Below are 18,431 nucleotides of genomic sequence, written 5' to 3'. Positions count from 1 at the left end.
GTTTTTATTTTTAATTCCTTCTTTTACAAGCCAATAATGTGTTTTTTAGTAGCATAGCAATTGTCATTGGGCCAACTCCTCCAGGAACTGGTGTAATAAATGCAGCTTTTTTGGCAACTTCTTCAAAGGCAACATCACCAGCTAATCTATAGCCATTTTTTTTGCTAGAATCTGCCAATCTTGTAATTCCAACATCAATAACTGTTACATTGTCTTTCACCATATCTGCTTTCAAAAATTCAGGAATTCCAATGGCAGCAACTATAATATCTGCCTGCAAAGTGATTTCTTTCAAATTTTTAGTTCTACTATGGCACATAGTTACAGTTGCATTTCCAACCTTTCTTTTTTGTGACAGTAAAATACTCATTGGGCTACCAACAATATGACTTCTTCCTAAAACAACTACGTGTTTTCCTGAGGTTTCAACATTATATCTATCCAATAATTCTAAAATACCAAAAGGAGTTGCAGAAATAAAAGTAGGTAAGTTTAAAGCCATTTTACCAACATTTGTTGGATGAAAACCATCAACATCTTTATTAGGATCAATTGCCATGATTACTTTTTGTTCATCTATATGACTTGGTAAAGGCAATTGAACTATAAAACCATCAATATCATTATCAACATTTAAAACTGCAATTTCATTTAGTAGTTCTTCTTCTGTAATATCTTCAGGAAGTCTTATTAATGTTGATTCAAAACCAACACGTTCGCAAGCTTTTACTTTTGCATTTACGTAAGTGATACTAGCGCCATTATTCCCAACAATTATGGCAGCAAGATGTGGAGAGTCTTGTCCATTATTTTTTAATTCATGAACCTCTAAAGCAATTTCTTCTTTAATGTCTGCTGCTGTTTTTTTTCCGTCTAAAATTGTCATGTTTTTTATAGAATATTTAATTTAAGAGTGTTCTGAATTAAATGTTTTGTTTTATTATTAACGTAATTAGGTTCAAGGTTCAAAGTTCAAAGTTCAAAGTTCAAAGTTCAAAGTTCAAGATTAAAAGTTTAAACCTTAAATTTTTCTTACAAAGTGGCAAAAGCGCAAAGTTCTTTTTTATTTTTCCTAACTCCTAACTCCTAACTCCTAACTCCTAACTCCTAACTCCTAACTCCTAACTCCTAACTTCAAATTACTTCATCCCTTTCATCATTTGCATCATCTTTTTGCCTCCTCCACCTTGCATCATTTTCATCATTTTACTCATTTGGTTGAATTGCTTCATCAACTGGTTTACTTCTGTAATTGAAGTTCCAGAGCCTTTTGCAATTCTCTTTTTTCTGCTAGCATTTATTGTTGAAGGTGTGCTTCTTTCTGCAGGAGTCATAGAATGGATTATTGCTTCAATTCCTTTAAAAGCATCATCATCTATATCTACATCTTTCATTGCTTTTCCTGCTCCTGGAATCATGCCCATTAAATCTTTCATGCTTCCCATCTTTTTGATTTGCTGAATCTGACTTAAAAAGTCGTCGAAACCAAACTGATTTTTAGCAATTTTTTTCTGTAATTTTCTTGCTTCTGCTTCATCATATTGATCTTGGGCTCTTTCCACAAGAGAAATAACATCTCCCATTCCCAAAATCCTGTCAGCCATTCTATCTGGATAAAAAACATCAATGGCTTCCATTTTTTCTCCAGTTCCAATAAACTTAATTGGTTTATCAACTACAGATTTAATAGATAATGCAGCACCACCTCTTGTATCTCCATCTAATTTTGTAAGTACAACACCATCAAAATTTAAAATGTCGTTAAATGCTTTTGCAGTGTTTACAGCATCTTGCCCAGTCATAGAATCTACCACAAATAAAGTTTCTTGTGGATTTACAGTTTTATGAATGTTAGAAATTTCTGTCATCATTTCTTGATCTACAGCTAAACGTCCAGCAGTATCAATAATTACAACATTCTTGCCAGTTGCTTTTGCGTGTGCAATGGCGTTTTTAGAAATTTCTACAGGGTTATTGTTGCCAACTTCTGCATATACTTCTACACCAATTTGTTCTCCAACAACTTGTAATTGGTTAATTGCTGCAGGTCTATACACATCACAACCTACTAAAAGAACTTGTTTAGATTTTTTGGTTTTTAAGTAATTTGCTAGTTTTCCAGAAAAAGTAGTTTTTCCAGAACCTTGCAAACCAGACATTAAAATTACAGTTGGTGAGCCTTGTAAATTAATACCAACAGTTTCACCACCCATTAATTTTGTAAGTTCGTCTTTAACCAACTTAACCATTAATTGTCCAGGATTTAAAGTTGTTAAAACATCTTGTCCTAAAGCTTCAGTTTGTACTTTTTTAGTAAATTCTTTGGCAATTTTAAAGTTAACATCGGCATCTAAAAGTGCTCTTCTAACTTCTTTTAAAGTTTCTGCAACATTTATTTCTGTAATTTGCCCATGACCTTTTAAGGTGTGTAAGGCTTTATCTAGTTTTTCACTTAAATTATTAAACATAATTTGTATTCTTTTTTAGTAGATACAAATATAATTATAACAACTCGCTTATAAAAGATTAATTTCTTTTTAAAAGCAGACTTGCAAAAAAGTTCACTAAATGAATAAAAATGGATACTATAAATAAAAAGATGGATAAGAATACTAAAAAATTAGCATTGTTATTTGGAATATTATAATTTGTTGAAGTTGTATCGCCAATCCAATTCCAATGATCTTTTGTAAACAAAAGGAGTAGAGAGAGTAATTGAAAAATTATATGAGTTATTGTTAACCATTTTATGGGTTGTTTTTCCGTCCAATGTAGCGCAAAATAGTTCAAGGCTATCATCAAATAAAAAATGGCCGAAAATTGACAAAAATATTGATACGAAATACCAAAATAAGTGTCGTAAAATGAAAAATCTAAACTTTTATCACTAAAAATAAAACTAGCTATAAATGTTATTATCGATAATCCAAAGAAAAATAAATAGGGTTTACGAATTATCTTAGTCAATTAATATAATAATTTTAAGGTTTCTGTATGATGTTCTGTATGATGAGCTGTCCACATAATAATTTCTCTCACAGTCATTTTTCCCATTAATGGATGAGGAATTACCAACGTGTCTAAATTTTTCTCACTTATTTTTTTAGTTTTATATTGCAATTTTTTCTGCTGAATTTGCAACCTTGTTAATAAATGTTCTCTTCCTTTTAACGTTGGTTTTTTTAAATTTTGATTAAATTTTGTAGCTCTATCTTGATTTTCTTCCAATTTGTCATCATACCTTTTTGCCACAGTTTTATAGTCTCTAGAAGGTCTGTTTGCCAAACCAAATTTATATTTTAAAAAGAACCTTGGGTAACTTAACGCGTTATTTAACAATTGCAAACTATCAACCAAATGTTGAATATGTTGACCTGCTGTCCATTTATCTTTTGGGCCTTTTTCCCAAATTTCTATAGGCTGATTGTTGATCCATAAAAACAAATCTTTATGTTTTTCTTCTAATAAATCTGCAATTTCAATTTTATCCATCAACTTGATATTAAGACTTTAAATGTAAGAAATAAAAATAGATTTTCAATTTGCTTTTTTATAAACAGAAATAAATTTACTTTAAGTATAGTAAAAATCATGCTTCACTTACGATGTAAAAAGCAAATACCTCCAAAACAATATTTGAAGGTATTTATAATAATTTTAAAAGAGATTTATAACCTATTTTTCTGCAATAAACTCTAAAGCAGCACCATTAATACAATGGCGTTTTCCTGTAGTTTTTTGAGGGCCATCATCAAACGAATGCCCTAAATGACCACCACAAGTATTACATTTTAATTCGGTTCTTGCATAACCAATTTTATAATCTACATCTAATTCTACACTGCCTTTTATAGCTCTGTCAAAAGAAGGCCAACCAGTTCCTGAATCGAATTTATGTTCAGTTTTATACAAAGGTGTTTTACAACCTGCACAAACAAAAGTTCCTGGCTTTTTTATATCATTTAATGGACTTGTAAAAGGTCTTTCTGTACCAGCTTCGCGTAAAACATTATAGGCAATTGGCGATAATTGCTCTTTCCATTCAGCACTTGTTTTTTCTACTTTATATGTCTTTTTTTCTTTGGATGAATTTTGCGCAGTTCCAACACAACTGATCATCAATACTAAAATACATATACTTGCTAATTTTTTCATTTGTTTTGTTTTATAAAATTTATAATATTGTTAGCTGTTTCTTGATCTCGAAGAATTTTTGTGTGTCCTAATCCTTCTGAAATTAACAATTTTCCTTTCTTTAAATTTAGACGAATATTTATGGCACAACTTACAGCCACATCTCCATCTAAAACATCATGAACTACCAAAACAGGAACGTTTATTTTTTTTGCAACTTCATTCGTGTCATAATCAACGAGTTTGATGTTCCACTTTTTTTCAAAATATTTTTTAAGCTGATGACCAAAATTTGTGTTTAGACCTATATTTTGTGCAAAATTAATTAAAATATCTTCAATTTTATCACCAGAACCAACTGTAATCAAACATTTAAATATTTCTTGATTTGCTTGTGCATTCGTAATTGCCATTCCTCCAAAAGAATGCCCAACAGCAGCTTCAAAAGGACCAAACTCTTTGTTTATAGCTTTTATACTTTCTATATATTCTAATATATTCGTTGTTTTTCCTGTTGATTTTCCATGCGAAGGTGCATCAAAAGCAATAACCATAAACCCTTTTTCTAGTAACAAATTGGCAATCAAAAATAGTTGAGTTCTTCTTCCTGCCCAACCATGAGCAAATAAAACTTTTTTATCTGAATAACCATAAGACAAAATATGAATGTCTTTTTTTATAGATGCAACATGCAATGTCTTTTTCTGTGCAGCTTCTTCCATACCTAATTCCCTTTTAGGTGTTTTAAAATTGATGGGCGTTGTAAATAATTTTGAAGCAAAATATAGAGTGATGCTTTCAGAAAAAAAGTACGTAGTTTTAAAAAAAAACTGAACTGCTTTTGGAATTTTTAAGCTTGATGTTAATTTTTCTTTATCGAAAAAAGATTCCATAATATGTATTGAAGTTACTTTAAGAACTAATAAAGCACAAATATTAATTAAATAATTAATAAATTGCTACCGAAAATCAAAAGATATTTAAAAATGAAAAAAATAACAACCTTATTATTATTTGTATTTCTATTTACAGAATGTAGTACTGTGCCAATTACAGGAAGGAAGCGTGTAAATTTTGTAAGCGATGCCCAGGTTTTACCTGCAAGTTTTGCGCAATACAAAGGTTTTTTAGAAGAAAATAAACTATCTACCAATAGAGAAATGACGAATCAAGTTAAAAATGTTGGTCAAAATATTTCTGCTGCTGTAGATCGTTTTATGAGAGCAAATGGAATGGCAGAAGATGCCAATCAATATAAATGGGAATTTAATTTAATTCAAGACGAAACTGTAAATGCTTGGTGTATGCCAGGAGGAAAAGTTGTTTTTTACACGGGTATTATGCCAATTTGTGATAATGAAAATGGAGTAGCAGCAGTTATGGGGCATGAAGTTGCACACGCTTTTGCAAAACATGGTCAAGAAAGAATGTCTCAAGGACAATTGCAACAAATAGGTGGTTTAGCAGTTGCTTTAGGAACTTCTGGAGAAAGCTCACAAACACAACAAATTTGGAATACAGCATTTGGAGTTGGTTCTGGCTTGGGAATGTTAAAGTTTAGTAGAGTTCACGAACAAGAGGCAGACAGGTTAGGGTTGGTTTTTATGATTATGGCTGGTTATGATGGTACAGAAGCTGCTGAAGTTTGGGTAAGAATGAGTCAAAGATCTGGAGGAAGTTCTCAGCCAGCAATTTTAAGTACACACCCAACAAATGAATCTAGAATTCAAGATTTGAGAACCTATTTACCAACTGCTAGAAAATATGCAGCTAAATTTAATAAAACAGGAAATACGCAAATGAATTAATTAAATAGCATTTAGATTTCATATATTTAGCCGTTCAATATTTTATTGAACGGCTTTTTTAGTGAGACAATTTTTGAAATACTAAAAAAGAATACTAAAAATATAATTTTTGCCATTTTCGTTTTTTTAAAACGAGATTTAATCATTAAAAAACGACTTCATGTTAAAAAGAGGGGATAAAAAATTAATAAACGCTTGGGCATTTTATGATTGGGCAAATTCTGTGTATTCGTTAGTAATTAGTACTGCAGTTTTTCCTATTTATTATGCTGGTTTAACAGCTTCTGAAGGATTTGCAGATACTTTTGGAAAAATAGAGTTTTTAGGAATGCTTTGGAATCCTACTTCTTTGTATAATTATGCTTTGGCTTTTTCTTTTTTAGTGGTGGCTTTAATGTCGCCAATGTTATCTGGTATTGCAGATTATGCAGGGAATAAAAAGAAATTTTTAAGAGGGTTTTGCTTATTGGGCTCTATATCAGTAATGTGTCTGTTCTTTTTTACAGGAAAAGAAACTTTATGGGTTGGTATTTTATTTACCATTTTAGCGAGTATTGGTTTTTGGGGAAGTATTGTTTTTTACAATGCGTATTTGCCAGAAGTTGCACATCCTGAACAGCAAGATAAAGTAAGTGCAAAAGGTTTTATGTTGGGGTATTCAGGTTCTATTTTATTACTAGGAATATGTTTAGTTATAATTGAAACTGAAGTTTTTGGATTTTATGATAAACAATTTGGCTCTCAAATTTCGTTTGTTCTAGTAGGTTTATGGTGGTTAGGTTTTGCTCAAATTACGTATAGAAAACTACCAGATACAGAAAAAGTTACGTTACCAAAAGATAATTATTTTACAAAGGGAATTAAAGAATTAAAAAAAGTAGCCAATGAATTATTTGAGTATAGTGAGTTAAAAACTTTCTTAATTGCTTTTTTTATGTTGAGTATTGGTGTACAAACCATAATTTTAATGGCAGGTATTTTCGGAACCATTTTAGGCTTAGAAACTGCTAATTTAATCGGAACTATTTTATTAGTTCAGTTTGTAGGAATTTTTGGAGCTTTTTTATTTTCTAGACTTTCTGATAAAATCGGGAATATAAAAACTTTAAAAATTACCATTGCAATTTGGGGTTTGGTTTGTTTTATCGGTTTTAATTTAACAAAAGATACACCAAACATCGAACTTTACTTTTATATTTTAGGAGCTTTAATAGGCTTGGTAATGGGGGCAATTCAATCTTTAGCTAGATCTACATACTCTAAATTATTACCAAAAACAGATGATACAGCCTCTTACTTTAGCTTTTTTGATGTAACAGAAAAAATTGCCTTGGTTGTTGGCATGGTTACATTTGGTTTGTTAACTTCTTTCTTTACAATTCAATCGAGTGTGTTGGCTTTAGGTGTTTTCTTTTTAGGCGCTTTTATTACGTTAAGTACTATAAAGAAAACAAAATATGTAAGCTAATAAAATTTTTTTCTTATAAATATAAAAAGAAAGATTAAGACAGAATATCCTATAAAAAAAGGAATAATAATTTCTTTTAATCCTAGAACTAAAAGAACACTTATTATTAAAAGTTGAAAACCTAAACCAAACATAGAAATTAAAGACATCAACCAATTTGGAAGTGTTTTTCCTTGAGAAGCATTTTTATCTAAAGCATAAATTATTTTGTCAAATATGCCATAGAAAGCTTTGTATAAAAAGAAAAGTATATTTACGTTTTTTTGACTTTCTCCAGGCAAAGCTATAGGTGTTTTATTTTCAAAAACCCTACTTGTGGTATCTCCATCAAACCTATTTCTAAGAATTACGTAATAATAATTGTACAACGTTCCTTGTAATTGAATGCCGAAAAAAGCGAGACAAGCAAATAAAACGTTGGTATCTGTTATAATCCAAAGTGTGTAAAAAATGATAAAATTCAGGATAATATCAGATATAGAGTCTAAAAATCTGCCAGTATAAGAAGGTGTTTCTTTTAATCTTGCTAATTCGCCATCTGCAGCATCTAAAATAGATTTAAAAATTAAAAAGAAAGCTGCTGCAAAATAATAACCATTAAAAATACAATACACAGCAATTAAACCAGAAATTACAAAGGCTATTGTAACATCTATTGGAGTATAAGAAGTTTCTTTTAAAGAGTTTGCAATAATTCTCGCAATTGGTCTTCCATAATCAGAGACATCAATAAATCGATTTTCTTTTGGTAATTTAGACATAAAAATGCTTTTTTAGCGAGCATTTTTATCACTTATAAAGTTATAAAACAGCACAAATTATTTTTTGGCAAAAATAGGCAATGTTGTTTTAATTGCGAATACTTTTTTGTGTTTTTTATCTTCTTAAATTTAATTTTTAATGAGTTTTAAAAATAGCTTGTAAATGATCTTTTTCTATTTGCAACACAAAACCAATTAAAATTTCTTGATCTTTTAGTGTTATTTTATTTAGCATTTCTTCTCCTTTCGATATGGTTTCTAATGCTAAACTTAAACCTTTAATCTCTTTAATAGAGAATACTTTAGGTTTGCTTTTCATCTTTGAGATTAAAAAACTAATAATTTCCTTAATTTTTTCTACCAATTCTTTGTCATAAATAATATTGAAAAAAGTTTCGGTATTTTTCATAAACTCTTCCAACTCGCTATAAGGCAAAAGTTGAATAAGTTTGTTGATTTTTTTAGTTGTAAAAGGCGGTTTACTATTTTCTTGTTTTGCTTTTTGAACAATTGCATTTTCAAATTTTGTAGCTCCTCTAAAAGATTTCATTGCTTTTAAGCCTGCATTAAAAATTTTAGGTAAATGCTTGCCATGCGTAAAAATTAATTTTAAAGATGGCAATACTAAATTTAATAATTTTTCAGGATGTTTTATAAAATCGTCTAAAGTGCTAAAGGCTTCATTTAATTCGGCTCTTTTTTCTAAATCAGGGTACACATACGTTAAAAAATAGGCTTTAATATCTTCTACAACCTCCTCATTTATTGTCTCTGGAAAATCATACTTTTCTTTTAAAATTTTATATTGATAACGTTCTGCAATTAAGTTTCTGTAACCAATAATAATTTCATTTAATAAGATTTCTTCAGCCATATAAATAATTTTAAAATAGGATAAATTTATAGAGAATAATCGGAATAATAGCCAATAAAAAAGCAGCTAATAAATTAGCCGCTTTTTTAGTAAAATAATGTCTTTATTATTGAACAGCAATATTAAAAGTTACTTCTACATCTGTACTTCCACCAGCATTTGCAGAAGTTCCGTTATTTGGTTTTGTAGGTTCGTGCTTTAAAACTACAGTTAATGTTCCTGAACCTGCACTTCCAGTAGTTACAGAAGTTTCAATTCCTATCGGATTTCCATTTATATCTGTATCTGTTTTTTCAAATGTTAGTCCAGCAATGCTAGATGCAAAGAAAAACTCATGTTCATCTCCTTCTGCTTTTACTTCTAAAGTAATATTTTCTGCAGGCGATTCAGTTGCATTTTCTAATTTAAGAACACCAGTATATGTTGTGTTTGCAGTTAAAGAACCAGAAACATCATAGGTTGCATCATCTAAACTACCTCCTGTTAAATCTGTAAAAACAAGATTTACAATATCATTACCATTTGTTAAAGTATAGGTTACTGTTGTAATTAATTCTCCTTCGGATCCATGGTCATGATCATCATCATGATCTTCTGAACAGCTAGAAAGTGCAACACTAGAGATAAATAATAAAGCGAATAATTTTATTGTATTTGATTTTAAAGTTTTCATAATGTGTGTTTTTTTAATAATTTATTTTTATTTTTAAATTGAAATTCCTCCCTAATTCATCAGCAAAATATCTGAGTCTGTTTAAGTTTTCTCTGTAAGAAACATTAAACAAATTATCTACATTAAATTCTAATTTTAGGCTTCCTTTATTAAAAGCTTTAAAAACTGCAGATGTTTGAATATTAAATAATGAATATGCAGGAGGTGTTGAGCTAATATCTACAAAAACGTCTTGTTGTTGTATAGCATTAAAAGTGTTAAAATTGTAATCTGGAAAATGATTTTGTTGTAAAACTGTCCTGTTTTGTAAACTAATTGTTAATTGATTCAATTCTTCGTTTTTATAAGAAATAGCATTTGTAAAGTTTGTTGAAGGCATGTTGATTAATGCAATATCGTCTGATATATTATCGCCTTTTAATAAACTTACATTTCCTTTAAAATTGAATTTTTTACTAATTTTTTTGTTTACATCAATATCAATTCCAAAAATTCTTGCATCAACTTGGTTGTATTCCCAAACAGGAAACGCCCCTCTAATAGTTGTGGTAATGCCCACAGGAATCAACTGAATAAAACCATTTATGTGTTTGTAATAAGGACTAATTACAAACCCAAAGTTGTCATTATTTCGTTCTAAAGAAACAATAAAATTATTGGCAATTTCTTTGTTGATGGTTAGCAAACCAGTTTCTATTCGAGCTGCAGAGTGATGCAAACCATCACTAAATAATTCTGATGGATTTGGCATTCTAGAAGCTAAACCATAATTGATAAATAACGAAATATCATTATCAAGAGATTTGCTAAAACCTAAGCTAGCAGAAAAATTATGAAACGAGAATTCTGGTCTAGTAAAAATGGTAGTTCCACGAATTTCGCCTGTTTCAAATTCTGGAAACAATTCATCATAATTATAGGTTTCTTGCCAATCTGTAACATTGTATTGTTTTCTGGCTTCTATTCTAGAAAAATCATATCGAACACCAGCACTCAATTCAGTATCAACATTTAATTTATAATTGGCTGTTGCAAAAGCGCCAGCTTCATATTTATCAAAATCAGGAATTAAAGGATTGGTTCCTGTTCCTGCAACTGCATCGTTTTGTTGATAACGAGCTAAAATACCTGTGTTTAATTTTAGTGCATCAGAGTAATCTATTTCTAAATCCGTCTGTAAGGAGTTTGTAAATAATCGTAAATCGACAACTGGTGTATCTCTTCTGTCTCCTCTTCTTAAATCAAACTCTTTTCGTCTATTAATTTGTAAATCATATTGAATCGATAATTTTCCTAAACCTTTAATTCTTTTGTACGCTTCAATTTTTGCTAAATGATGCGTTATCTCTTGTTTTGGAAAATTTATATCGTAAGAAAAATCTTCAATTACTCTTGGTTCTCTGTTATTAATCGAGTTTACCAAATCATTTACATTCCCAATATGAGAAGATTGTAAAATGGCAAATTCATTATCAACAAAACTATAATACGCACTAAAACCTTTTTCGTAACCATTGTAACCGATTCTAAAAGAAGTGTTGATGCTTTTTAAACCACTATTAGTTAAGTAATAATCAGGAGCTTTAAAATCGCCAAACTGTTTATAATTGGCTTGTAATTTTGCATACAAACCAGATTTGTAGGTTTTTACAATTTCCGAATTTATATTACCACCTAAACCATTAGAGTTAAAAGAAGTTATTGTGCTTCCAAAAAGAGAATCTATAACAGCATACTTTTTTGGCTCAATTAAAATTAAACCGCCAATGGCATCACTACCATATTTTAAAGTATTTGCGCCTTTTACAACCGTAACTTTTTCACTAGCATTAATGTCGATATTTGGTGCATGTTCATCTCCCCATTCTTGGTCAAACATTCTTACGTTATTATTAATTAATAACAATCTGCTACTGTGTAACCCATGAATCATGGGTTTTACAATAGAATTTCCTGTATTTAAAGAGGATACACCACTTAAAGTATTTAGAGCATCTCCTAAAGATTTGTCTGTAAAATTGTCTATAACACCTTTTTTCAAAGATTGTTCAATACTTGTTATTTCAGTTTTAGTGTTCGTTTTAACAACAACTTCATTCAACTCGTTTAAGTGATGTTCTAAAGTAATTTCTTTAAATGTATTTTCGCTAATGTTGATGTTGATCCTTTTGGTTTCGCAAGCAACATGTTTTATAATAACAATATATTTTCCTTCACAAATGTTGTTGAATTCAAATAAGCCATCAAAATCTGTGGTGGCATATTTGTTGGTGTTTTCAATTTGTAAAGAAGCTCCAATTATTATAGAACTATCGTGAAAATCAGTAACTTTTCCTTTAAAAGAAAGAGTGCAATTTTGTGCTGATGCAGTTGCATATAAACAACACACAAAAACACAATAATAAAATAGTTTCATTATTTTTTGTTTTCAATATGTAAATTAATAGACTTAATTTAAATACTTTGAGGTGGCCCTCTTAATGAAAACGATAATTGTGAATGGTTTTTTAAATAATTATATGCAATACTATTATTCTTAGTGATAATAGTTTGTGTTAAAATTTCGAATGTATTTTCAGCTAAAAAAGAGTTGCTTTGTTTCAGTAAATGAAGCTCACAATCTATATCTTTTTCGTGAATATGTTTTACAGTTTTAGAGTTACATACAGCATGTTCATGATTCATTAAATCATGCAATGAGTTGATACTTACTGGTAATAAAAAAATTAACAGTAGTAATATGCCTATATTTTTTTTAGCTGTTTTAATGTTTTTCGCTCTTTTTTCTTAATTTTAAATTTAGCATTTCCACACCTAATGAAAAAGCGATTGCAAAATACAAATATCCTTTTGGAATTGCGCCTACAGTTTTGTTAAAAAATTCAGTATGCGATAAATGTGCACCTTCTGTAATTAACATAAACCCAATTAAAATTAAAAACGATAATGCTAACATTTGGATAGTTGGATTTCTATTCACAAATTTATTAATGGGTTGTGCAAAAAGCATCATAATTAAAATAGAAATAATTACTGCAATAACCATAATTGTTAAAGCGCCATCAATACCATTTGTCATACCAACAGCTGTTAAAATACTATCAAAAGAAAAAACGATGTCAATCAAAATAATTTGAAAAATTACGTTTTTAAAAGATATTACTTTTGGTGTTTTTATCACTTTATCTTCATTTGTATCTTCCATTTTTTCACGAATTTCACTTGTACTTTTATACAACAGAAAAATTCCTCCTAAAAATAATATAATACTTTGGCCAGTTAAACCTGTTTTAAACCAACCTAAATCCACAGAAAAGAAAGGATCTTTCATGGCAATTAAGTAAGATACACTAAATAAAAGCGCAATTCTTGTAATCATTGCCAAAGCTAACCCTAACATTGTGGCTTTTTTAACTTGATTTTCCGGTAATTTATTCGCTGAAATTGATATAAAAATTATGTTGTCAATTCCTAAAATAATTTCTAAAAAAGTTAACGTTAACAAAGAAACCCAAGTTTCTGCTTGTAAAAATATTTCCATTTTATTTTACTTTATAAATTGTTCCTTTTTTTGAAAATTTCGAAAAACCGATTTTTACAGTAAAGTCATAAGAATCTTCTTTGATTTTATTTATTTGAACATACATTGGGTCTTTTTGTAAATCGTTTTTAGGATTGATATACTTTAATGTGTAGAAAAAATTATTTTTCCATTCAATTGAAAGTGTATCAATATGGTCTCCATATTTACTAATCTGAATGCTATCTTTTCTGATGATGGTTTCTTTTACAAAATCTTTACCAGCAGGAATTTCAAAAACACCTAATTTAAATTTATCTGAATTATCTTCCACGCCTGAATTACAACTTGTAATAACAAAAACGAGCATAAAGATGATAGAAAAAAAACGGATTGTACTTTTACTATTTTGAGTCATTATATATATTTATTTTTTTGATTTTTTAAACCGTTTTCTAAATTCACTTAAAATATCGGTTTCATTTACTTCAGATATTTCTTTATCTTTTAAAACGTAGCTTAAGGTAGAAATGTACGCTTCACCAAAAGCAATTGTTAATGCAGATGCTGTAGATGCTGCAATTGCACCACCAGCAATACTACCAACTCCTGGAAATAATTTGAATAAATTCGATATGATTGTTCTCCCTAAAAGTGTTGCTCCACCTGCTGTAATTGTCGATGAAACTAATGTTGATAAAAATGCTTTTTTCAATTCGAAACCAAAAACAGCAGTAATGCTTGCTAACATGCCCACTTGAATTGGAATTAATGCAACAGCATCAGAAAAGGGAATAGGTGCAGCTCCAGTTCCAGCAGCAGTAGTTGCTGCAGCTACAACAATGGCGTGACTTTTATTTTTTTTTTGCTTTAAGCTCACTTTCTGAGCAGCAACAAAAGCGTGTTTTTGAGCTTCAGGCACAATTTCCATGGCTAAATCTACCAAATCTTCCAAACCAGAAGCTTGTATTACATGTCCATCATCTAAAACTTCCGAAATTGAATTTACACGAACTGCATTTTTAAGATTAGGCAAAAGTTCCAATACTTTTGCTCTAAAACCTTGGTCTGAAACTGCTTTTGTAATTACACCAATTACTGGCATATATTTAGAAAGTAAATTACACAATTCAATTTCTGCATCTTCTACACGTCTGGAACCTTCATCAATACAAATCCAAGCCATATGAATATGTTTCATTGGGTTAGAATCGTTGTTTCTGTTTTTTACAAACGTTTCTAATTCCTCAAAAGTTTCCTTATATTTTTCTAATTCTAAACCTCTTGTGTCAAATAATGTTAACGGAATTCCGTCTTTTTTAATTTCGCGCGTTTTTTGTGTAACAGGTTTTCCTTGACCAGTAGTTGCAAAATCACCTTGAAAAACAGCATTTATTAAAGTCGATTTTCCAACGCCAGTTTTCCCAGCAATCAGTACATTAACTTCGCCTCTGTCTTTGATAGCTTTGTTAATTGCGTCTTCAATAATTTTACCAAGGTCTTTTGCCATATGTTTTTTATCGATTTAAATTCCTGTGTAATTACTTGGTGTAATTGCTTTTAATTCTTCTTTTATGGTTGATGAAACTTCTAAAGTATCAATAAAATCTGCAATTGATTTTTGGTTGATTTTACTATTAGTTCTTGTTAAACCTTTTAAAGCTTCATAAGGATTTGGATACGCTTCTCTTCTTAAAATTGTCTGAATTGCTTCTGCAACAACAGCCCAATTATTTTCTAAATCGTCTACAAATTTTTGTTTGTTCAACAATAATTTATTCAATCCTTTTAAGGTAGATGTAAAACCAATAATGGTATGACCAAAAGGAACACCAACATTTCTTAAAACTGTACTATCAGTTAAATCACGTTGCAATCTAGAGATTGGTAATTTTGCTGATAAATGTTCTAAAATGGCATTTGCAATTCCTAAATTTCCTTCAGAATTTTCAAAATCAATCGGATTTACTTTGTGTGGCATTGCAGAAGAACCTACTTCACCAGCCTTAATCTTTTGTTTAAAATAATCCATAGAAACATAGGTCCAGAAATCTCTGTCCAAATCTATGATAATTGTATTGATACGTTTCAACGTATCAAACAACGCAGCTAAATGATCATAATGTTCAATTTGAGTGGTTGGAAAAGAATGTTGTAACCCTAATCTTTCTTGCACAAACTCAGTTCCAAAAGCTTTCCAATCGATGTTTTTATAAGCAACTTTATGTGCATTAAAATTACCAGTTGCACCACCAAATTTTGCAGCACTTGGTATATCATTCAATAAATTAAATTGTTCTTTTAAACGCACTACAAAAACATCAATTTCTTTTCCTAATCTTGTTGGTGAAGCAGGCTGACCATGAGTTCTCGCCAACATAGAAATGTCTTTCCATTCCACAACTAATTCCTGAAGTTTTTCTAAAACCTCAAAATAATGAGGAACAAAAACATCATTCATAGCTTCCTTAATTGATAAAGGAATTGCAGTATTATTAATATCTTGAGAAGTCAATCCAAAATGGATAAATTCTTTAAATTTTTGTAAACTTAACGCATCAAATTTTTCCTTGATAAAATACTCAACTGCTTTTACATCATGGTTCGTTATTTTTTCAATATCTTTTATTTTCTGAGCATCTTCAGTAGTAAAATTAGTATAAATTTTACGTAAATCCTCATATAAATTAGTGTTAAAATCAGCTAATTGTGGCAAAGGGATTTCACAAAGTGCAATAAAATATTCAATTTCTACACGTACTCTATATTTTATTAGGGCTTCTTCAGAAAAATAGTCTGCTAGTTTCGATATTTTACCTCTGTAACGTCCATCAATTGGAGAAATCGCATTTAATTGTGTCAAGTTCATGTTAGTTGTGTTGTTAGATGCAAAAATAAGGATTTCAGTAGATTTGAATTGTTTTTTTAGACACTAATTTTATGAATTTCATAAAAATAATTTCAAAAAAATTAAAAGTTCTAAAGCCACGAATTCACGAATTTTTTCTTTTTAGTTTGGAGATGTTCTCTATACTCAAAAAATCCAAAGGATTTTAAATTAGTGAAATTCCATTTTCAATGATATTTTTTTTAATTCGTGAATATGTGGCAAAAAAAGTCAAAAATTTTAATTAAAATCTAGAATCGAATTATCTTTTTCTAGATACTAATTTCACGAATTCCGCAAAAAAAAAAAAAATATATAATAAAAAATAAAAGTTCTAATGCCACGAATTCACGAATTTTTCTTTAAATCAAATTTTAATTTTATAAATTTAAAATCCAAAGGATTTAAAATTGGTGAAATCCTATTTTCAAGGATGATTTTCTTTAATTCGTGAATTCGTGGCAAAAAAATCAGAAATTTTAATTAAAATTTAGAATCGAATTATCTTTTTCTAGACACTAATTTCACGAATTCCGCAAAAAAAACATATGATAAAAAATAAAAGTTCTAATGCCACAAATTCACGAATTTTTTCTTTTTAGTTTGGAGATGTTCTCTAAACTCAAAAAATCCAAAGGATTTAAAATTAGTGAAATTCCATTTTCAATGATATTTTTTTTAATTCGTGAATTCGTGGCAAAAAAAAGTAAAAAATTTTTAATTAAAATCTAGAATCTAAGAAACTCTACAATCAAATTATTTTTTTTAGATACGAATTTCATAAAATCAAACCTGATGAAAAGAGTGACACAGATTTCACGGATTTTCACTGATTAGATTGTGTAAAATTCATCTGTGTAAATCTGTGTAATTCGTGTCAAAATATTATTCGAGAAAATAGAAAATTCGTGTCTACTTTCTGCGTTTTGCAATCAATTCTAATATCTGTTTTCCACGAGCTTTACAACCTTTACTTTCATGAATAATTTTAGTTTCAATAAGGTGTTTTAATTCAGGGTGAATCCAATCTTTCTTTAATCCAAAAAGATATAAAGTATTCATTGTATAAGCTCTCACAGCAATTTTTTGAGGAGTAATTAACCAGTCAAAACCACAAGAAATTATGTTATCAATCTGAGTATTTTTCAAGTTTTTTTGGATATCATTTTCTTTGGATGTGTAAAAAGCATTTGCTAAATGTTCGCAAATTTTAGCACAAGGTCTTATAGCACTATCATATTTTAAGGTGTTTATTTTTGATGAAAACTCCTCTAAATAAGGAATCATCCAATCTAAATGATGATGAGTGCAAATCCATTCTAAAATCCAAGCAGCTTTTATAGATATTTTATCATCAACTTTAAAAGTGATGGTAACCAAATCTTTCATTAAAAGTTGATTTTCCAACACAATATTTGCAACTCGTTGTCGGTTTTCTTTACCAGCATTCCCTAAATTATAAAGCTGGTTTGTTACGAATTGTAAATTTGATTCTGGCACTATTAATGTATATTTGTTTAAAATTCTATTGAAATGTTAAATATAAAAAGACTCTTTTTTGTTTGTTCCTTTTTTGCTTGTTTTTTTATGAGTGAAATTACAAACGCGCAAAAAATCAATCAATTTGATGAAAATTATAAAAGAACCGGTGTTTGGACAAAATATTATCCAAATAAAAGAATTCGATATACAGGCGAATTTTTAAACGGAAAAGAAATTGGTGTTTTTAAGTTTTATGATATTACAGATTCTAGAAATCCAACTACAATTAAAACCTATTCATCTAATAATAACCAAGTTTTGGTAGAGTTTTTTACTTTGAAAGGTGTTTTACAAAGCAAAGGTTTTATGGAAAATAGAAAAAGAATAGGGAAGTGGGAATATTTTTTTCCTGATGGTAAAATCATGTCAAAAGAAATGTATGTTGATGGAAAATTGGAAGGAAAATTATTTAACTATTATCCAAATGGAAAACCTGCTGAAATTACTGAATATAAAAACGGTTTAAAAAACGGTGAATCTCAAAAATATTCTAGTAATGGAATTTTAATTGAAGTAGTAACGTATAAAAACGGAAAACCCAATGGCGTTGCTAAATTCTTTGAACTTACAGGACTTTTAAAAGAAACTGGCGTTTATGAAAACGGAAAAAGAGTTGGTAAATGGGAATATTATATTGATGGTGAAGTTGCTTCTGATGAGGAGATGAATAAGAAAAAAACGTTTACTAGAAAGAATTAGAAAGCCCCTTTTAATTCCCTATTTCGACTTCGCTCAATATAAACTCAGGGGAAATTTAGCAAGTT

At 29.4% G+C, this 18,431-nt stretch carries 18 protein-coding genes; 3 read left to right on the top strand and 15 right to left on the bottom strand.

Features of this window, described 5'->3' with window-relative positions; genetic code table 11:
• Nucleotides 1–10 precede the first annotated feature (10 nt).
• The 5 genes from folD to P161_RS0117065 all read right to left on the bottom strand — a co-directional run bounded on the left by folD (nucleotide 11) and on the right by P161_RS0117065 (nucleotide 5,027).
• Nucleotides 11–886 (bottom strand): bifunctional methylenetetrahydrofolate dehydrogenase/methenyltetrahydrofolate cyclohydrolase FolD, encoded by an 876-nt coding sequence (gene folD, locus P161_RS0117090; protein WP_026778109.1) that lies wholly within the window; start codon nucleotides 884–886, stop codon nucleotides 11–13.
• Between the two features lie 253 nt (nucleotides 887–1,139).
• Nucleotides 1,140–2,468, bottom strand: a complete 1,329-nt coding sequence (gene ffh / locus P161_RS0117085) for a signal recognition particle protein (RefSeq protein WP_026778108.1) — start codon at nucleotides 2,466–2,468, stop codon at nucleotides 1,140–1,142.
• A gap of 499 nt (nucleotides 2,469–2,967) precedes the next feature.
• Nucleotides 2,968–3,492, bottom strand: a complete 525-nt coding sequence (locus P161_RS0117075; RefSeq protein ID WP_026778106.1) for a DinB family protein — start codon at nucleotides 3,490–3,492, stop codon at nucleotides 2,968–2,970.
• Between the two features lie 183 nt (nucleotides 3,493–3,675).
• On the bottom strand, nucleotides 3,676–4,155 hold the full coding sequence (msrB, locus tag P161_RS0117070) for a peptide-methionine (R)-S-oxide reductase MsrB (RefSeq protein WP_026778105.1): 480 nt from the start codon (nucleotides 4,153–4,155) through the stop codon (nucleotides 3,676–3,678).
• The gene (locus P161_RS0117065; protein WP_026778104.1) at nucleotides 4,152–5,027 is read right to left on the bottom strand and encodes an alpha/beta fold hydrolase; all 876 of its coding nucleotides are present in this window, start codon (nucleotides 5,025–5,027) and stop codon (nucleotides 4,152–4,154) included. Before P161_RS0117065 ends, msrB begins: the two co-directional genes overlap by 4 nt.
• A gap of 93 nt (nucleotides 5,028–5,120) precedes the next feature.
• Between P161_RS0117065 and P161_RS0117060 the strand changes: the two genes are divergently transcribed.
• Entirely contained in the window at nucleotides 5,121–5,942 is an 822-nt protein-coding gene (locus P161_RS0117060) for a M48 family metallopeptidase (protein ID WP_026778103.1), read from the top strand.
• A gap of 160 nt (nucleotides 5,943–6,102) precedes the next feature.
• Entirely contained in the window at nucleotides 6,103–7,410 is a 1,308-nt protein-coding gene (locus P161_RS0117055; RefSeq protein ID WP_026778102.1) for an MFS transporter, read from the top strand.
• Here the strand turns inward: P161_RS0117055 and P161_RS0117050 are convergent.
• From P161_RS0117050 to P161_RS0117005, 10 genes are all read right to left on the bottom strand, one after another.
• Nucleotides 7,407–8,171: a CDP-alcohol phosphatidyltransferase family protein gene (locus P161_RS0117050; RefSeq protein ID WP_026778101.1), complete on the bottom strand. Its 765-nt coding sequence runs from the start codon at nucleotides 8,169–8,171 to the stop codon at nucleotides 7,407–7,409. The genes P161_RS0117055 and P161_RS0117050 overlap by 4 nt on opposite strands.
• Before the next feature lie 136 nt (nucleotides 8,172–8,307).
• Entirely contained in the window at nucleotides 8,308–9,045 is a 738-nt protein-coding gene (locus tag P161_RS0117045) for a hypothetical protein (protein ID WP_026778100.1), read from the bottom strand.
• Nucleotides 9,046–9,151: 106 nt separating this feature from the next.
• Nucleotides 9,152–9,718: a hypothetical protein gene (locus tag P161_RS0117040; RefSeq protein WP_026778099.1), complete on the bottom strand. Its 567-nt coding sequence runs from the start codon at nucleotides 9,716–9,718 to the stop codon at nucleotides 9,152–9,154.
• A gap of 13 nt (nucleotides 9,719–9,731) precedes the next feature.
• Entirely contained in the window at nucleotides 9,732–12,134 is a 2,403-nt protein-coding gene (locus P161_RS0117035) for a TonB-dependent receptor (protein WP_036841635.1), read from the bottom strand.
• Between the two features lie 38 nt (nucleotides 12,135–12,172).
• Nucleotides 12,173–12,403 carry a hypothetical protein gene (locus P161_RS0117030; protein ID WP_026778097.1) on the bottom strand — a complete coding sequence of 77 codons (231 nt, stop codon included), beginning with the start codon at nucleotides 12,401–12,403 and terminating at the stop codon, nucleotides 12,173–12,175.
• Nucleotides 12,404–12,482: 79 nt separating this feature from the next.
• Nucleotides 12,483–13,259 carry a TerC family protein gene (locus P161_RS0117025; RefSeq protein WP_026778096.1) on the bottom strand — a complete coding sequence of 259 codons (777 nt, stop codon included), beginning with the start codon at nucleotides 13,257–13,259 and terminating at the stop codon, nucleotides 12,483–12,485.
• Nucleotide 13,260: 1 nt separating this feature from the next.
• Nucleotides 13,261–13,656 carry a hypothetical protein gene (locus tag P161_RS0117020; protein WP_081817057.1) on the bottom strand — a complete coding sequence of 132 codons (396 nt, stop codon included), beginning with the start codon at nucleotides 13,654–13,656 and terminating at the stop codon, nucleotides 13,261–13,263.
• A gap of 9 nt (nucleotides 13,657–13,665) precedes the next feature.
• Nucleotides 13,666–14,748, bottom strand: a complete 1,083-nt coding sequence (locus P161_RS0117015) for a YcjF family protein (protein WP_026778094.1) — start codon at nucleotides 14,746–14,748, stop codon at nucleotides 13,666–13,668.
• Between the two features lie 15 nt (nucleotides 14,749–14,763).
• Nucleotides 14,764–16,107, bottom strand: coding sequence for an adenylosuccinate lyase (gene purB / locus P161_RS0117010; RefSeq protein WP_026778093.1), 1,344 nt, complete (start codon nucleotides 16,105–16,107; stop codon nucleotides 14,764–14,766).
• Between the two features lie 930 nt (nucleotides 16,108–17,037).
• Nucleotides 17,038–17,625 (bottom strand): hypothetical protein, encoded by a 588-nt coding sequence (locus P161_RS0117005; protein WP_026778092.1) that lies wholly within the window; start codon nucleotides 17,623–17,625, stop codon nucleotides 17,038–17,040.
• A gap of 87 nt (nucleotides 17,626–17,712) precedes the next feature.
• On the opposite strand from P161_RS0117005, the gene P161_RS0117000 reads away from it, so the two are divergent.
• Nucleotides 17,713–18,366 carry a toxin-antitoxin system YwqK family antitoxin gene (locus P161_RS0117000; protein ID WP_231494762.1) on the top strand — a complete coding sequence of 218 codons (654 nt, stop codon included), beginning with the start codon at nucleotides 17,713–17,715 and terminating at the stop codon, nucleotides 18,364–18,366.
• The last annotated feature ends 65 nt before the right edge of the window (nucleotides 18,367–18,431 follow it).

Source organism: Polaribacter sp. Hel_I_88 (assembly GCF_000687935.1).
In the GTDB taxonomy this organism is placed as follows: domain Bacteria; phylum Bacteroidota; class Bacteroidia; order Flavobacteriales; family Flavobacteriaceae; genus Polaribacter.
This window is presented reverse-complemented; position numbering and strand designations above follow the sequence as displayed.

What these genes read in the sequence shown, in the direction of transcription:
- folD (WP_026778109.1), bottom strand. Translation starts at nt 886, where the DNA reads ATGACAATTTTAGACGGAAAAAAAACAGCAGCAGACATTAAAGAAGAA.
- ffh (WP_026778108.1), bottom strand. Translation starts at nt 2,468, where the DNA reads ATGTTTAATAATTTAAGTGAAAAACTAGATAAAGCCTTACACACCTTA.
- P161_RS0117075 (WP_026778106.1), bottom strand. Translation starts at nt 3,492, where the DNA reads ATGGATAAAATTGAAATTGCAGATTTATTAGAAGAAAAACATAAAGAT.
- msrB (WP_026778105.1), bottom strand. Translation starts at nt 4,155, where the DNA reads ATGAAAAAATTAGCAAGTATATGTATTTTAGTATTGATGATCAGTTGT.
- P161_RS0117065 (WP_026778104.1), bottom strand. Translation starts at nt 5,027, where the DNA reads ATGGAATCTTTTTTCGATAAAGAAAAATTAACATCAAGCTTAAAAATT.
- P161_RS0117060 (WP_026778103.1), top strand. Translation starts at nt 5,121, where the DNA reads ATGAAAAAAATAACAACCTTATTATTATTTGTATTTCTATTTACAGAA.
- P161_RS0117055 (WP_026778102.1), top strand. Translation starts at nt 6,103, where the DNA reads ATGTTAAAAAGAGGGGATAAAAAATTAATAAACGCTTGGGCATTTTAT.
- P161_RS0117050 (WP_026778101.1), bottom strand. Translation starts at nt 8,171, where the DNA reads ATGTCTAAATTACCAAAAGAAAATCGATTTATTGATGTCTCTGATTAT.
- P161_RS0117045 (WP_026778100.1), bottom strand. Translation starts at nt 9,045, where the DNA reads ATGGCTGAAGAAATCTTATTAAATGAAATTATTATTGGTTACAGAAAC.
- P161_RS0117040 (WP_026778099.1), bottom strand. Translation starts at nt 9,718, where the DNA reads ATGAAAACTTTAAAATCAAATACAATAAAATTATTCGCTTTATTATTT.
- P161_RS0117035 (WP_036841635.1), bottom strand. Translation starts at nt 12,134, where the DNA reads ATGAAACTATTTTATTATTGTGTTTTTGTGTGTTGTTTATATGCAACT.
- P161_RS0117030 (WP_026778097.1), bottom strand. Translation starts at nt 12,403, where the DNA reads ATGAATCATGAACATGCTGTATGTAACTCTAAAACTGTAAAACATATT.
- P161_RS0117025 (WP_026778096.1), bottom strand. Translation starts at nt 13,259, where the DNA reads ATGGAAATATTTTTACAAGCAGAAACTTGGGTTTCTTTGTTAACGTTA.
- P161_RS0117020 (WP_081817057.1), bottom strand. Translation starts at nt 13,656, where the DNA reads ATGACTCAAAATAGTAAAAGTACAATCCGTTTTTTTTCTATCATCTTT.
- P161_RS0117015 (WP_026778094.1), bottom strand. Translation starts at nt 14,748, where the DNA reads ATGGCAAAAGACCTTGGTAAAATTATTGAAGACGCAATTAACAAAGCT.
- purB (WP_026778093.1), bottom strand. Translation starts at nt 16,107, where the DNA reads ATGAACTTGACACAATTAAATGCGATTTCTCCAATTGATGGACGTTAC.
- P161_RS0117000 (WP_231494762.1), top strand. Translation starts at nt 17,713, where the DNA reads ATGAGTGAAATTACAAACGCGCAAAAAATCAATCAATTTGATGAAAAT.